Below are 14,743 nucleotides of genomic sequence, written 5' to 3'. Positions count from 1 at the left end.
TCGATCAACAGATTTCCTAACGACCGGCTAAGAAGATCGCCACTACCGCTGACGACTATACGCGACCACCCTGATCGTCATGAGCGAGATCTGCGTCATCGGCGGAAGCCGATACTTCGGCAGGCGGCTGATCGAGAACCTGCGCGACGCGGGGACGGCCGTCACGGTCGTCAACCGGGGATCGGCTCCGGCACCAGAGGGCGTGACGCATCTGCGGGCCGACCGCGACGACGAGGACGCCCTGCGCCGCGTCCTGGGCGGCCGCCACTTCGACGTGGTGATCGACCAGGTCTGCTACACGCCGGTGCAGGCGGCCGTGGCGCTGCGGGCGTTCGCGGGCAGGACCACGCGCTACGTCATGACCTCGACCGTCGAGGTGTACGCCCACCTCGACGGCCCGCCGCACACGGAAGACGTGGTCGATCCCGCGACCTGGCCGGTGGCGACGGACCTGCCGTGGGACGACCCGGCGTTCCTCGACGCCAGCTACGGCGAGGGCAAGCGCCAGGCGGAGGCGGTCTTCACACGTGACGCGGCGTTCGGCTTCGTCAGCGTCCGCACCGCGCACGTGCTCGGCGGCGCGGACTTCACCGGACGGCTCGCGCACTACGTCCAGAGGATCCGGGCCGGACTTCCGGTGATCGTGCATGAGAACCCCCGGCCGGCGTCGTTCGTCCACGAGCCGGAGATCGCGCGGTTCCTCGCCTGGGCCGCGCGGGCCGACTTCACCGGCCCGGTCAACGCCGCCTCCCACGGGACCCTCGACGTACGGGACCTGTGCGCGGCCATCGGCGAGCCCGTGTACGCCGTCGGAGAGGACACCTCGCCGTTCTCCTTCGACCGCGGCTATGCCATGGACAACGGCCGGGCCACGGCGCTCGGCTTCCGCTTCTCGCACGTCGCCGACTGGCTGCCGTCGGCCGTCCAGTCGGCCGTCCAGTCGGTCGTCCGATCGGTCGTCCAGACGACGCCGGCCGGGGAGGAGCGGACGTGCGCACCCGCCTGATCGGAGACGTCCCGGTGAGCGCCGTCGGCCTCGGCGCCATGCCGCTCTCCGTCGAGGGCAGGCCCGACGAGGCCAGGGCGATCGCCACGATCCACGCCGCCCTCGACGCGGGCGTCACCCTGATCGACACCGCGGACTCCTACCACTGGCACGCCGGCGAGATCGGCCACGACGAACGGCTGATCGCCCGCGCTCTCGCCTCCTACGGCGGCGACGTGAGCGGGGTCCTCCTCGCCGCGAAGGGCGGCCGCGGCCGCCCCGGAGACGGCTCGTGGACGGTGAACGGCGACCCGCGCCACATCAGGCGGGCGTGCGAGGCGTCGCTCAAGCGGCTCGGCACCGACGCGATCGGGCTCTACCAGGTCCACAAGACGGACCCGGACGTCCCCTTCGCCGAGTCGGTCGGCGCGCTCCGCGACCTGCTCGACGAAGGCAAGATCCGGACGGCCGGGATCTCGAACGTCGGCGTGCGGCAGATCCGCGAGGCCGACCGGGAGCTAGGCGGCCGTGACTCGACCGGCCGTGACTCGATCGGCCGTGAGAAGTCAGCAGGTCACCAAACCCTGGTTGTAGCCCTGGGCGAACGACCGCTGGCGCTGTTCCGGAGTGCCGTGGGCGTCCGGAGTCCACCAGACGTCGGTGGGGTCGCCCGCCGCCTGGAGGTTGATGAGCAGCTCCTCCTCGTCGCCCTGCTCCGCTCTCAGCACTCCCGCCTGGATGAGGCCGCCCAGCGCGGCGCCCGCGTAGCAGTCGGCCTGGAGCTCCCGCTGCACGTTGAAGCTGAAGTTGTCCAAGACCTGGGCCTGTACGGCATGCCCCAGCTCATGCGGAATCACGACGTAGACCGCCCCGTCGCCCAACTGGTCGTACATCGCCTTGAGCCAGACCGCGTCGTAGGCGATGAAATGGCCGATCGGGCAATAGAAGGCGTTTTCCGGCACGGCCGCCTGCCCACCACAGTCGGGACCATCCGTGCCCTGATAAGCCACGAAGCGGGTGATCGGGCGATATACCGTGTCGTTCTCCTGGAAGCGTTGCGCCCAGAACCACTCGGTCAGGCACCGGGCGAGCATGACGTCGCCGGGAAAGTCGTCACCGTTGCTCTCGCACGGCGCCCCCTGGGACGCCACGTCTCCCGGCTCAGCCCGGTCGGGCGGAGAACCGGTGAGCGTGCCGCAGGAGACGACAAGGGTCGCCAGGAGCACAAGCGCGGCGAGCATTCGGCGAGTCATTGCCATACGAATACCCATCAATGCCCGCAAAAAGTGGGCACCGTAGCCGAATTGAAAAGTTTCACATGCCCCAGGTGTGGACGGGCTCGTTGGTGTGCATGTGCTCCAGATAGCGCAGGGTCATCCGGCGCAGCGCCTCATAGTCACCGCCGAACGCGCGGGCCGTCCTGACCTGCCAGTCCGCCCCCGTACGGCCGGTCACGCAGCGCCGTTCGATGATGCCGAGCAGCCGGTCGCGCTGGACCGGGTCGACCCCCCACAGGTCGAGCCCGTGATAGGCCATGGGCAGCAGCCTGCGCAGGATCAGCTCGGCGGCCGGCACCTCCCCCATGCCGGGCCAGTAGAGGCGGGCGTCGAGGCCATACCGCGCGGCGTTGCGGAGGTTGTCCTCGGCCGCGGCGAAGGACATGCGCGTCCACACCGTCCGCTCGGCCGCCGGGAGCACCCGCATGAGCCCGTAATAGAACGCGGCGTTGGCGGCGATGTCGGCCACCGTCGGCCCGGCGGGCAGCACGCGGTTCTCCACGCGCAGGTGGGGGACGCCGTCGGAGACGTCGTACACGGGCCGGTTCCAGCGATAGACGGTGCCGTTGTGCAGGCGCAGCTCGTGCAGCTCGGGCACCCCGCCGTCATCGAGCACCCGCCTCGGGTCCTCCTCGTCGCACAGCGGCAGCAGCGCGGGGAAGTATCGGACGTTCTCCTCGAACAGGTCGAAGACCGACGTGATCCACCGCTCCCCGAACCAGACGCGCGGCCGCACGCCCTGGACCTTCAGCTCCTCGGGCCGGGTGTCGGTGGCCTGCTCGAACAGGCTGATCCTGGTCTCGCGCCACAGCTCCTTGCCGAACAGGAACGGCGAGTTGGCCGCGACCGCGACCTGCGGACCGGCGATGGCCTGTGCCGCATTCCAGTGGTCGGCGAACCTCTCCGGGCTGACCTGCAGGTGGAGCTGCACGCTCGTGCACGCCGCCTCGGGGGTGATGCTGTCGGCATAGGTGTCGAGCCGGTCCACCCCCTCGATCACGAGGTGCAGGTCCTCACCCCGGGCGGCGAAGATCTGCTCGTTCAGCAGCGCGTAGCGGGGGTTGGCCGACAGCGTCCCCTCGTGGACGTCGCTCTCGCGCAGCGTCGGCAGGATGCCGACCAGCATGAGTTGCCCGCCGACCCGCGCCGCCCGCTCCTGCGCCCGGTTGAGGCGCAGCCGTACGGACTCCTCCAGCAGGCGGCCGCCCTCGCCGGCCAGCACCTGGGGCGGGATGTTGATCTCGACGTTGAACTGGCCCAGCTCCGTCGCCCAGTCGGGCTCCGCGATGGCGGCCAGCACCTCGGCGTTCTTCATCGCCGGCTCGCCCCGGGAGTCGACGAGATTCAGCTCGATCTCCAGGCCCGCCTGGGGCCGGTCGAACGCGAACCGCGACTCCCGCAGCATCTCGGCCAGCACGTCGAGCGACAGCTTCACCTTGTCCCGGTAGCGACGGCGGTCCTCCCGGCTGAAGGAGACGGAGGGTACGTCACGGCCCATGCACTGAGCGTCGCACGCCGGTAGGCGATCGCACCAGACGGGTCGGCGCGGACGGGTTCGCGCATACGGCTTCGCGCGTACGGGTCGCGCGTACGGGGTCAGACCAGACGTCGTGCGGTGGCCCAGCGCGACAGCTCGTGCCGGTTGGACAGCTGCAGCTTGCGCAGCACGCTCGACACGTGCGTCTCGACGGTCTTCACCGAGATGAACAGCTCCTTGGCGATCTCCTTGTAGGCGTAACCCCGGGCGATCAGCCGCAGCACCTCGCGCTCCCGCTGGGTGAGCGAGTCGAGCTCCGGGTCGATGGGCGGGGCCTCCGTCGAAGCGAACGCGTCGAGCACGAACCCGGCCAGCCGCGGCGAGAACACCGCGTCGCCCTCGGACACCCGGATGATCGCGTCGGTCAGCTCGGCGCCGCTGATCGTCTTGGTCACGTAGCCCCTGGCGCCGCCGCGGATGACGCCGATCACGTCCTCGGCCGCGTCCGAGACCGACAGCGCGAGGAAGCGCACCTGGGAGCCGGAGCCGAGCACGCGCCGCAGCACCTCCTGGCCGCCGCCGCCCGGCATGTGCACGTCGAGCAGCACCACATCGGGCTCCAGCTCGCCGATCGCCGTCACCGCCGACTCCACGTCCTCGGCCTCGCCGATCACCTGGATCGACGGACCCAGCTCGGCCCGTACGCCGGACCGGAACAGCCGGTGGTCGTCAACGATCAGCACGCGTACGGTCTTCATTTTTCCCTCTTCATGGTCAGCATGACCTCGGTTCCGTCGCCCGGCTCGGTCCTGACCCGGGCGCTTCCCCCGTTGCGTTCCATCCTGCCGATGATCGACTGGCGGATGCCCATCCTGTCACCGGGGACGTCGTCGAGCACGAAGCCCTTGCCCCGGTCACGGACGAACACCGTCACCTCGTCGGGCTCGACCTCGGCGTAGACGGAGACGACCGGAGCCCCACTGTATTTGCACGCGTTGACCATCGCCTGCCGGGCCGCGTGCAGCAGTGCCACCAGGCCCTCGTCGAGCTCGCAGTCGCCCACGCAGACCACCTCGATCTGCACGCCGTGGGCGTCCTCCTCCTCGGCCGCGACCCGCCGTACGGCCGCCGCGAGGGTGGCGTCGGCGTCCTGCTTGGGCTGGTAGAGCCAGTTGCGCAGCTCGCGCTCCTGCGACCGGGCGAGCCTGGCGACCTCCCGCGCGTCGTGGGCGTTGCGCTGGATCAGGGTAAGCGTGTGCAGCACCGAGTCATGGACGTGAGCGGCCACCTCGGCCCGCTCCTCCTGCCTGATGCGCTCGGTGCGCTCCCGCTGCAGCTCCTTCATGAGCGTGGCCAGCCAGGGCGCGGCGATCATCAGCATGCCGCCGACGACGACCGCCGTGAACACGAGCCCGGTCCTGGCCTTGGCCAGCTCGCCGCTCGCGGCCAGGAAGCCGATCGCGCCCACGACCACCAGCAGCGCGCCGATACCGGTGCGCACCCAGGTCGTGCTGACCTGCTTGACCGCGCCCGACATCCACCGCTGCCGCCGTCCCGGGTCGGCCTGCTGCCACAGGATCAGCGCGCCGATGCCGCCGACCGCGATCGGCCACGTGCCGAACCCCCCGCTGGAGGCGCCCGTCATCCACGCGAAGCCCGCCAGCGCCAGCCACAGCACGCCGTACGCGGCGAGCTGGCCCCATTCACGGGCCGGCGCGCGGCCCTTCACCTCCTCCTTGGGGGTGAACACCCACAGCGCGGCGTACGCCACGACGCCCAGCCCGTCGATGACGGTGAGCAGCACGAACGCGAGGCGCAGCACGACCGGGTCGAGCCGCAGCTGGGCGGCGGCGCCCTGGGCGACGCCCGCGACCACCCGGCCCGAGGCGGGCCGGACCATCCGGGGATACGCCGCGGGGGCGTTAGGCATCTCAGACATCTCGGAAGCATCGTCACACGTCACTGGCCATGAGCGCATCAGGGCATGCCCTGACGCCACCCCTGAGGGCTCGGGGACGAGTCAGGGGTGAGCGCGTCCGTCGTCTTGCGGCATTTCGTGTGCTCTACCTGGAGGTTTGCCCCGGCAGAACCACTCGCGTTCGCATGGTTACGGATACTGTTGGATCACGCCATCGGCTGTGGAGCGGCCAATGCGTGTATGGCGTATCACTGCTGGAGGAGCGGCGGGGCATGTCCGAAGAGCCACTGGATCGCGAGAACGAACCGGAAATTGCGGTCGAGTTGGATTCGACCGGGCACAGCATCGGCGTCGAGCGGGAGATGGAGGACGAGGAGGGCCCCTCGGAGCCGTTCGACCCAGAGAAGATCGACGTCACGACACGGACCCCCACGGTGGATTTACTCCTTTCCCGGATCCGGCGTAACGTCCTTGATCTACAGCCGGATTTTCAACGGTTCGCGGGTATTTGGACCCAACAAGCACAGAGCCGACTGATCGAGTCCATGCTGCTGCGCATTCCGCTACCGACCTTCTACGCTGCCGAGACGGACGACGAGCGCTGGGTCATGATTGACGGGGTGCAGCGGCTCACCACGATCGCCCGCTTCGTCGATCCGGACAGCATCGGTATGCCGCCTCTGACCTTGAAGAAGCTGGAGTATCTGGGAAAGGACTACGAGGAGAAACGATTTTCCGACCTTCCCGGCCGGCTCCAGACCCGGCTGCTTGAGACCGAAGTAGTGGTCCACCTCATCCGGCAGGGCACACCAGAATCGGTCATGTTCAATATCTTCGCCCGGATCAACACGGGAGGACGGCCCCTGAGTCGCCAAGAACTGCGGCATGCGCTGATCCCCGGTCGCGTACGGGGCCTACTACGGGAGCTGACAGAGTCCGAGGCATACCAGAAGGCCACGCTTGGCTCGGTTCGCCCAGAACGCATGGATGATCGCGAAATGGTGCTTCGCTTCATCGCATTCCGGCTCACCGGGCCGGAGCACTACCTGCGGCAGGACTTCGACGACTTCCTCCGCGATGCGATGCACAAAGTCAACGGGCTCGGGGAGGGGGACGTATCACGGCTGCGAAACGAGTTCGCCCGGAGCATGCATGCCGCGCATGAAATCTTCGGAGACTACGCCTTCCGCAAATTCAATCTGAGAGAATCCCGACGGCGGCCAATCAACAAGGCCCTCTTCGAAGCGGTCTCCGTCGGTCTCGCCCGGCGAACGGACCACGAACTCGGCATTCTACGCAAACGACGGGAGCAGGTGTTGTGGCAGCTTTCCGCGCTCCTCGAGGAGCCCGCCTTCGAACGGTCCGTATCCCTGGCCACCGGCGACATCGGGAAGGTGAAGCTACGGTTCGGCGCGGTTGAATCTATACTGAAGGGGCTGGCCCGTGATTGACCGGCTCACCATCACGAACTTCAAGGCGTTTGCCAACGCGCAGATCCCTCTCAGTCCTTACACCTTGCTCTCCGGATTGAACTCCAGCGGCAAAAGCACGGTGCTTCAAACCCTGGCCCTCTTGAGACAGTCCCATGACGCGCTTCACGAGGAGGACGGAGGCTTCCTGCTGAACGGCGATCTGGTCGAGCTTGGGGTGGGGCAAGACGTTCTCCACGAGGACTATGTCGCATCGGACGGCGCGGAACCACGAATCCAGCTCGCCTTGCGCTGTGAAGGCATCGACTACTCCTGGTCCGCCCGGTATGAACGTGAGGCGGATCTCCTCCGGCTGGATGAGCCGCGTGATCGTCCTGCCCCCGTCCTCCCCCCAGCACTGTCCGGAGCAGGCTTCCAATACCTTCGCGCCGACCGCATCGCTCCCGCGGTGAGTTACCCCCGATCCCACGAAATCGCCGTCAGGCGCGGATTCCTTGGGTCGCGCGGCGAGCATGCGGTCAATTTCCTGCGCCACTTCCAGGACGAGCCGGTTCTGCATGAGCGCCTCCATCATCCTCAAGGAAAGTCCCGCCGCCTGCTCGATCAGGCTGAGGCATGGATGCAGGAGATATGTCCCGGTGTCAACCTTCAGGCAGACGCGATCGAGGGCACCGACTCGGTTCGCTTGAGCTTCCGTTTCGGCACTGCCGGCCTCTCCGCCAGTAACCGATACCGACCGACCAACGTCGGTTTCGGACTCACGTACGTCCTGCCAGTGGTGGTGGCCTGCCTCACCGCGAAGCCCGGTGGTCTCCTGCTCATCGAAAACCCCGAGGCCCACCTGCATCCTCGCGGGCAAACCGGGATGGCCATGCTCACCTGCGCGGCCGCGGCCGCCGGAGCTCAGGTGGTGGTCGAAACCCACAGTGACCACGTGCTCAACGGCGTCCGGCTCGCCATCAAGGAGCGGCATTTCCCCGCTGAGCACGTCCTTCTGCACTACTTTCGCAGAAGCACTCGCGGGATAGAGATATTGAATCCCACCGTGGGATCCGACGGGATGCTGTCTGATTGGCCCGAAGGCTTCTTCGACGAGTGGGAGCGTTCACTGGACCGTCTCCTGGATTGACCCGCGCCGGAAGGAACCCCCCGTGACCGTCCTGCTCTTCTTCAACGAGCTTTCCACTGCCGTGGAAGGGCCCCACCACCGGACCGACGAGGTCATGGCAGAGTTCGTAGACCTTCTCAGGGCCATTCATAGCTGGCGTAGAGACCTCGCCCTCGTCACTCCTACGCCGTTCAAGTCCATCGAGCTCACGCCGGGCTACTCGGTTCAGCGGTGGATCGCGTCCAGCGGCGCCAACCAAGATCGTTGGCGACTGATCCAGGCGATCCGAAATCGTGCCCCCTTTCAAGCCGTCCTGCCCGAGGGCGCGGACGCGGACGTCGAATATCGACACGGCGGTCGGCTTGCTGGAGGACTCGGAGCGGCACACCTTTCAGACGGTCTGGCGGTCAGCCTCTCCTATGACACGGTCTGGAACAGCGCCTGGGTCGGCCTGCACCAGAAGATGGTCGCGGAGGACGACCACGGTGAGGTGAAACTACACGAGGACACCGTCAAGGTTCGCCACGCCACCACCCACCAGCATGCTCTGGAACACAAAGACTGGGTCCAGGAGATCGGGCGGGACGGCATCACATCAGGGTCCGCAATCTGGGAAATCAGAGAAGATCGCTTTCCTCACCTCACATTTCTTCCTCGCATCGAGGGTGATCTACACAACCTGCGGCAGGACTGGATACAACCTGTTTTCACCGCATTGCTTAAATTGGAACGATCCATCGCAGACTGGGGCACCAACGCATCCGCCTTACCCTTTTGGCACACGAAGGTCAGCCAGGAGTTCGAAGGCCGGGAGCAACTGTGCCACTTCGAGGATCTCGACGGATCGACGAGGATCTTCGAATGGCATGCCCGATTCACTCCGGGAGCGGGTCGTCTCCACTTCCGTCTGGTGACTGAGGATCGTACGGCCAGGGTCGCCTACATAGGCCGCAAGCTCGGCATCTGAGAGCCCTGACGCCACCCCTGAGGGCTCGGGGACGAGTCAGGGGTTCCCCCGATGGCACGGGCATGGCGCGCGAGGCCAGGATGGGACCATGACCGAGGCACCACCGACACCCGCTCCCGACTCCCCCGGCACGCCCGAGCCCGAGAAGGTGCTCAGCCGCTCCAGGGACGGGCGCATGATCACGGGCGTCTGCGCGGGCCTCGGCAGGTTCACCGGCATGGACCCCGTGCTCTTCCGGGTCGGCTTCGGCGTGCTCGTCCTCGCCTCCGGCATCGGCGTCCTGCTGTACATCGCGGCGTTCCTGCTGATGCGCCAGCCGAGCGGTGGCCCCGGCCATCTGGAGCAGTGGACCCGGCGGATGTTCGACGCCGAGACCGTGCTGGCGCTGCTGGCCGCCGTCTTCGCGTTCGGCCTGATCATCAACGTCGCGTCCGGAGGGATCAACCGCGGCACGATCGTGGTCGGCACGCTGCTGGCCATCGTGCTGATGGCCGCCCACGCACGCGGCGTCGACCTGCTGACGATGGCCAAGTCGATGCCCGAGCGGGCGACCGGACGGCGTGGCATGACCCGGGCCACCACGAACTTCGCGCCGTTCACGCCCTTCGCCGAGCCGCCCACGCGGGAGCCGTACGCGGGGGGAAGGCCGGCGACGGAGACGCCGCTGCGGGAGACCCCGGCGCCGCAGGCCCAGCGGCCCGCAGCCGGCACGACGGACAACGCGGACACGGCGGATACGGCGAACACGATGGGCGCGGCGGGCACCGCCGGCACCGCCGGGACGGCGGACCCCGCAGCCCCTCGCCCGGCCGCGGAGAACGCGGCGGGCACGGCCGACCTCGGCCTTGGCACGGACAACGCGGCGAGCACGGCGGACTCCAGGGCTCCGCGCCCGGCCTCGGACGGTGCGACGGACCTCGGTCCGGCTGCCGACAGCGCGGAGACCACGGCACACCCCGGCCTGGCTGAGGACGGATCCGCAGACAGTGCCACGGACACGACCACGGACACGACGGCGGACACGACGGCGGACACGACCGTGGACAAGGTCGCCGACGAGACCGCCATCCACGACAGGACGGTCCCGGCCGCGTCCGAGGGCGACACGGCGGTCCACGACACGATCGTGCAGTACCCGGTGGCGGCGCCCTCGAAGTCCGTGGACGACACGCTCATCCAGGAGACCGTCTCCAGGGACGCGACGGCACCGGTGGGACGGGCCGACGGCGACCCGCCGACCCGGCCCTTCGAACCCCTCGCCCGGCTGGCGGCCGAGCCCGCCCCCGGCACGTTCACCCCGCACCCGAACACCCCCGACCCGACGAACACCCCCGACCCGACGAACACCCCCGACCCGACGAACACCCCCGACCCGACGAACACCCCCGACCCGACGAACACCCCGGACCCGAATCTCCCCGGTCCGGACGCCCCGCGCCTCGGCGGCCCGGCCGGCTGGGCTCCGGGCGCGCCGGGGCCCTCCGCCTCCGCCCCTCCGGCCGGCGCCGGCTATCGGCGGCTGTCCGACCTGGCCCGCGAGGCGCGGGCGGGCGCGTACGGCGACGGCGGCGCCCGCGGCCACGGCCACGGCCTGCGAGGGCAGGACACCCGGGCGCAGGGGGCAGGCGGGCACGGAGCAGTCGGGCATGGCGCAGGCGGGCACGGCTTCGGGGCCGGTGAGCCCTTCGCCCCGCACGGCCCCTATTCGCGGCGGGAGCCTCACCAGCCCTACGGGACGCCCTATCCTCCTCCGCCCAGCCTCTACGGCCCGCCCGTGCCGCCGCCCCCGCGGCCGCCGAAGGCCAAGCGGCCCAGGTCGTTCGTCGGCGGCCTCACCATCTGCCTCGCCCTGATCGTTGGAGGGATCATGGTCACCATGCAGCGGACCGGCTCAGGCTCGGTCGGCCTGCCGGTCGTCGGCGGGGCGGTCCTCGTCACGATCGGGGTGGGCCTGCTGGTCGCGGCCTGGGTCGGCCGGGGCGCCGGGCTGATCGCCACGGGGACGATCGTGGCCCTCGTACTGGTGGGAAGCTCGACGGTGAACGGCATCCCCCGCAAGATCGGCAGCTTCGTCTGGCATCCCGTCGGCGTCGTCCAGACACCCGGCGCGTACGAACTGGGCATCGGTGAGGGCAAGCTCGACCTGAGCGACGTGACGCTCAAGCCGGGCGGCCGGGTCAGGTTCGATGCCTCGGTGTCGATGGGGCAGCTCACGGTGGTCGTGCCGTCGACCGCCCGCGTGGAGGTGCACGGCTTCGCCAAGCTGGGCGAGGTGAGGATCGACCACAAGGTCGAGGACGGCACCGACGTGCAGTTCGACCGCGTCCTCGAACCGGAGACGCCCGTCGAGGGCGACCTGCCGACGATCGAGCTGTACGTCAAGGCCGGGCTCGGCGACGTGGAGGTGCGCCGTGGCGCCTGAGTCCCGACCCGAGCGTCCGCGCCGGGTGCACCGTACGAACTGGATGTCCCTGCTGTGCGGCCTGCTGTTCATCGGCATGGGGATCCGCTATCTCACCGCGCCAGAGCCCGACGCCGTCGTCATGGCGCCCGTCCTCGTCGGCGGGCTGGGGTTCGCGGCCTTCGTCGCCATCCTCGCCAAGGCCATCCGCCGCTGACGCCTCCGGCACATCCGCCGCCGACGCCTCCGACCGGCCTCCAGTCTCACGGATTCACTCGGCCGGTCACGTTAGACTGAACCGGTGTCCTCTCTGCTGGTCCTGGAATTCGTGAGCACCGTCCGGGCGAACCGGTCAGGACTCGTGGACGCGCTGGAGGACGTCGGCGGCCTTGCCGCCTGGGTCGGCGACCACGCGTCCGAGCTCGGCATCGACCCCGCCACGTTCGTCGCCACGGCCGAGATGCGCGACGAGGTCGTGGCGCTGCGGCAGGCGATCCGCGCGCTGTTCGCCCGGGCCGTGGCCCCCGGGCCGGCGAGCGGCGCGGACGCGGCCCGGCTGCCGGCCTTCGAGCCCTCCCTCGATCTCGTGAACGCCACCGCGGCGGCGGTGCCCGTCGCCCCCCGGCTCGAATGGCCGCCGGGCGAGGCGCCCCGCGCCCGGACCCTGCCCGCGCGGACCGCCGCCGACTCCGTACGCCTTCGGGCGGCCCTCGCGTCCGCCGCCGTCGAGCTGCTGGGCGGGCCGCAGCGGGAGCACCTGCGCGCCTGCCCGGCGCCCCGGTGCGTGCTGTATTTCGTCAGGGAGCACCCGCGCCAGGAGTGGTGCTCCGTGGCCTGCGGAAACCGCGCCCGCGCGGCCCGTCACTACCGGCAGCACAAGAACGCCTGAACCCCCGGGCCTCCGCCCTCCCAACTCGGACCGCCACCCGCTCTCACCGGGCCCACTCACCGGACCCGCTCTCACCGGACCCGCTCTCACCGGACCCGCTCTCACCGGACCCGCTCTCACCGGACCCGCTCTCACCGGACCCGCTCTCACCGGACCCGCTCTCACCGGGCCCGTTCTCCCTGCCCGTTCTCCCTGCCCGTTCTCCATCGCCGCGCCCGCGCCCTGCCAATCCGCGCTCCGGAAGCAACCCTTCTCCTAATGGACTTTGACGTCGATTTCCGTTAGTCTGCCGTCATCTTCTAACGGAATAGCCCGTTAGAATTTGTGGACGAAGGAGCGGTCATGAGCTTCACCACGGGACACGTCGGGCTGAACGTCTCCGACCTCGACAGGTCGGTCGGCTTCTATCGGAAGGTCTTCGGCTTCGACCTCGCCGCGGAGTCGGCCGACGAGGCGCACCGCTACGCCTTCCTCGCCCAGGACGGCACGCTGGTGCTGACGCTGTGGCAGCAGAGCGAGGGCGCGTTCGCCGCCGGCCTGCCGGGGCTGCACCACCTGTCGTTCCAGGTGCCGGACATCGAGGCCGTACGCAGGGCGGAGGCCGTCGTCCGGGAGACCGGGGCGACGATCCACCACGGCGGCATCGTCCCCCACCGCGAGGGCGGCCCCTCGGGTGGCCTGTTCTTCGAGGACCCGGACGGGATCCGGCTGGAGATCTACGCGCCGAGCGGCGCCGACGACCGCCCCGCTCCCCGGTCCGACGTTCCGACCTGCGGTTTCTTCTAGAGATGCGGCACCCGGGAGAGATCGCGGTCCAGCGCCGTACGGGCGTCCGGCTGGAGGGGCACGGATCGGCCCGCGTACGCGCCGAGATACCGGAGGCCGCCGCGCGGTTCCTGGAGTCGCAGCGCATGATCGTGATCGGCGCGGAGGACCACGAGCGCCGGGTGTGGGCCGCGCCGCTCGCCGGCCGGGCGGGCTTCGCCGCCGCGGCCGGCGACCGCACGATCGTCGTGGACGCGGTGCCCGGCGCGCCGCTCGCGGGCGTGTTCGACGAGGAGCACGACATCGGCATGCTGGGCATCGAGCCCTGGTCCCGGCGCCGGATGCGGGTCAACGGCCGGGCCCGGCGGGACGGCGAGCGCCTGGTCGTACGGACCGAGCAGGTGTATTCGAACTGCCCCAAATATCTGCAGAAGCGGACGATCATCGATGACCTGGAGCCCGGCGAGCGGACGTCGTGGTCCGGAGACCGCCTGACGGAGGCCCAGCAGAAGTGGATCGGCGCCGCCGACACCTTCTTCGTCGCGACGCACGCGCCCGGGCTCGGCTCGGACGTCTCGCACCGGGGCGGCAACCCCGGGTTCGTCGAGGTGGTGGACGCCCGGCGGCTCGTCTGGCCCGACTACGCGGGCAACCTCATGTACATGACCCTCGGCAACCTGGAGCTGAACCCCGCCGCCGGACTGCTCTTCCTCGACTGGGCCACCGGCGACGCGCTGCACCTGACCGGCAAGGCGCGGGTCGACTGGGACCCGCACGAGGTGCCGGGCGCCCAGCGGCTCGTGGAGTTCGACGTCGAACGGGTGCTCCAGGTCAGCGGCGCGAGCCCGCTGCGCTGGGCGTTCGAGGAGTTTTCCCGGTTCAACCCGCCCGTCAGGGGTGCGTGAGGGACGCGCCCCCGAGGGGCTCGGAGTAGCCAAGGGCATACTCAGTATGCATACTGAGTATCCATGTCAGTACGACACGGCCTGCTCGCCCTGCTGAGCCGGGGACCGCGCTACGGCTACCAGCTCAGGGCCGAGTTCGAGGCGTCCACGGCGACGACCTGGCCCCTGAACATCGGGCAGGTCTACACGACGCTGTCCCGCCTCGAACGCGACGGCCTGGTGTCCCGCGACGACCAGGGCGGCCAGGACGAGCAGGGCCGGGTCCGCTACGCCATCACCCCCGAAGGCCGTGACGAGCTCGACCGGTGGTTCGCCAAACCCGTCTCCCGGGCCGACCGGCCCCGTGACGAGCTCGTCATCAAGCTCGCGATGGCGGTCACCACCCCCGGCGTGGACGTCGCGGCGGTCATCCGGGCGCAGCGCTCAGCGACCATGCGGAGCCTGCAGGAGCTCACCCGCGCCCTGCGGACCCTCGACGCGTCCACCGAGGCCGCCCAGCGTCTGGTCATCGACTCGATGATCTTCCATGCCGAGGCCGAGCAGCGCTGGCTCGACCACTGCGAGGCCGTCCTCGCCCGTCCCTCCGAGGAGAACCCGTGACCGAAACCCGACCTCCGGACC

The 14,743-nt window shown here is 69.5% G+C and carries 14 protein-coding genes and 1 pseudogene; 11 read left to right on the top strand and 4 right to left on the bottom strand.

All coding sequences use genetic code 11. From position 1 onward, the window contains the following. Positions 1 to 79: 79 nt before the first annotated feature. A complete protein-coding gene (locus OHB01_RS16480; protein WP_328855605.1) occupies positions 80 to 1,006 on the top strand; it encodes an NAD-dependent epimerase/dehydratase family protein in 927 nt (308 codons plus the stop codon). Next, positions 991 to 1,485: pseudogene (locus tag OHB01_RS16475) on the top strand (aldo/keto reductase); the annotation flags it as partial. The gene OHB01_RS16480 and the pseudogene OHB01_RS16475, both read left to right, overlap by 16 nt. Before the next feature lie 66 nt (positions 1,486 to 1,551). Here the strand turns inward: OHB01_RS16475 and OHB01_RS16470 are convergent. The 4 genes from OHB01_RS16470 to OHB01_RS16455 all read right to left on the bottom strand — a co-directional run bounded on the left by OHB01_RS16470 (position 1,552) and on the right by OHB01_RS16455 (position 5,669). Further along, entirely contained in the window at positions 1,552 to 2,226 is a 675-nt protein-coding gene (locus OHB01_RS16470) for a neutral zinc metallopeptidase (RefSeq protein ID WP_240971181.1), read from the bottom strand. 73 nt (positions 2,227 to 2,299) lie between these two features. Then, entirely contained in the window at positions 2,300 to 3,760 is a 1,461-nt protein-coding gene (locus OHB01_RS16465) for a glutamate-cysteine ligase family protein (protein ID WP_142646653.1), read from the bottom strand. 98 nt (positions 3,761 to 3,858) lie between these two features. Next, on the bottom strand, positions 3,859 to 4,497 hold the full coding sequence (locus OHB01_RS16460) for a response regulator (RefSeq protein WP_142616464.1): 639 nt from the start codon (positions 4,495 to 4,497) through the stop codon (positions 3,859 to 3,861). Then, on the bottom strand, positions 4,494 to 5,669 hold the full coding sequence (locus tag OHB01_RS16455) for a PspC domain-containing protein (RefSeq protein ID WP_396689139.1): 1,176 nt from the start codon (positions 5,667 to 5,669) through the stop codon (positions 4,494 to 4,496). The genes OHB01_RS16460 and OHB01_RS16455 overlap by 4 nt, the downstream gene beginning before the upstream one ends. 260 nt (positions 5,670 to 5,929) lie before the next feature. Between OHB01_RS16455 and OHB01_RS16450 the strand changes: the two genes are divergently transcribed. The 9 genes from OHB01_RS16450 to OHB01_RS16410 all read left to right on the top strand — a co-directional run bounded on the left by OHB01_RS16450 (position 5,930) and on the right by OHB01_RS16410 (position 14,722). After that, positions 5,930 to 7,108 carry a DUF262 domain-containing protein gene (locus OHB01_RS16450; RefSeq protein ID WP_142646657.1) on the top strand — a complete coding sequence of 393 codons (1,179 nt, stop codon included), beginning with the start codon at positions 5,930 to 5,932 and terminating at the stop codon, positions 7,106 to 7,108. Beyond that, entirely contained in the window at positions 7,101 to 8,216 is a 1,116-nt protein-coding gene (locus OHB01_RS16445) for a DUF3696 domain-containing protein (protein ID WP_142646659.1), read from the top strand. The genes OHB01_RS16450 and OHB01_RS16445 overlap by 8 nt, the downstream gene beginning before the upstream one ends. Before the next feature lie 22 nt (positions 8,217 to 8,238). After that, a complete protein-coding gene (locus OHB01_RS16440; protein WP_142646660.1) occupies positions 8,239 to 9,162 on the top strand; it encodes a hypothetical protein in 924 nt (307 codons plus the stop codon). 88 nt (positions 9,163 to 9,250) lie between these two features. Continuing rightward, complete coding sequence (locus OHB01_RS16435; RefSeq protein ID WP_328855604.1) at positions 9,251 to 11,584, top strand: PspC domain-containing protein; 2,334 nt, start codon at positions 9,251 to 9,253, stop codon at positions 11,582 to 11,584. Continuing rightward, positions 11,574 to 11,780, top strand: coding sequence for a hypothetical protein (locus OHB01_RS16430; RefSeq protein WP_142616461.1), 207 nt, complete (start codon positions 11,574 to 11,576; stop codon positions 11,778 to 11,780). Before OHB01_RS16435 ends, OHB01_RS16430 begins: the two co-directional genes overlap by 11 nt. A gap of 84 nt (positions 11,781 to 11,864) precedes the next feature. Next, positions 11,865 to 12,452, top strand: a complete 588-nt coding sequence (locus OHB01_RS16425) for a CGNR zinc finger domain-containing protein (RefSeq protein WP_260617168.1) — start codon at positions 11,865 to 11,867, stop codon at positions 12,450 to 12,452. A gap of 342 nt (positions 12,453 to 12,794) precedes the next feature. Continuing rightward, entirely contained in the window at positions 12,795 to 13,238 is a 444-nt protein-coding gene (locus tag OHB01_RS16420) for a VOC family protein (protein ID WP_142646662.1), read from the top strand. A 2-nt stretch (positions 13,239 to 13,240) separates the two neighbouring features. Further along, entirely contained in the window at positions 13,241 to 14,122 is an 882-nt protein-coding gene (locus OHB01_RS16415) for a pyridoxamine 5'-phosphate oxidase family protein (protein ID WP_142646663.1), read from the top strand. Positions 14,123 to 14,185: 63 nt separating this feature from the next. Then, positions 14,186 to 14,722 (top strand): PadR family transcriptional regulator, encoded by a 537-nt coding sequence (locus tag OHB01_RS16410; protein ID WP_147943722.1) that lies wholly within the window; start codon positions 14,186 to 14,188, stop codon positions 14,720 to 14,722. The last annotated feature ends 21 nt before the right edge of the window (positions 14,723 to 14,743 follow it).

The organism is Microbispora hainanensis (assembly GCF_036186745.1).
Lineage (GTDB): Bacteria > Actinomycetota > Actinomycetes > Streptosporangiales > Streptosporangiaceae > Microbispora.
The sequence above is the reverse complement of the archived record's forward strand: the minus strand, read 5'-3'. Positions and strand labels throughout refer to the sequence as shown.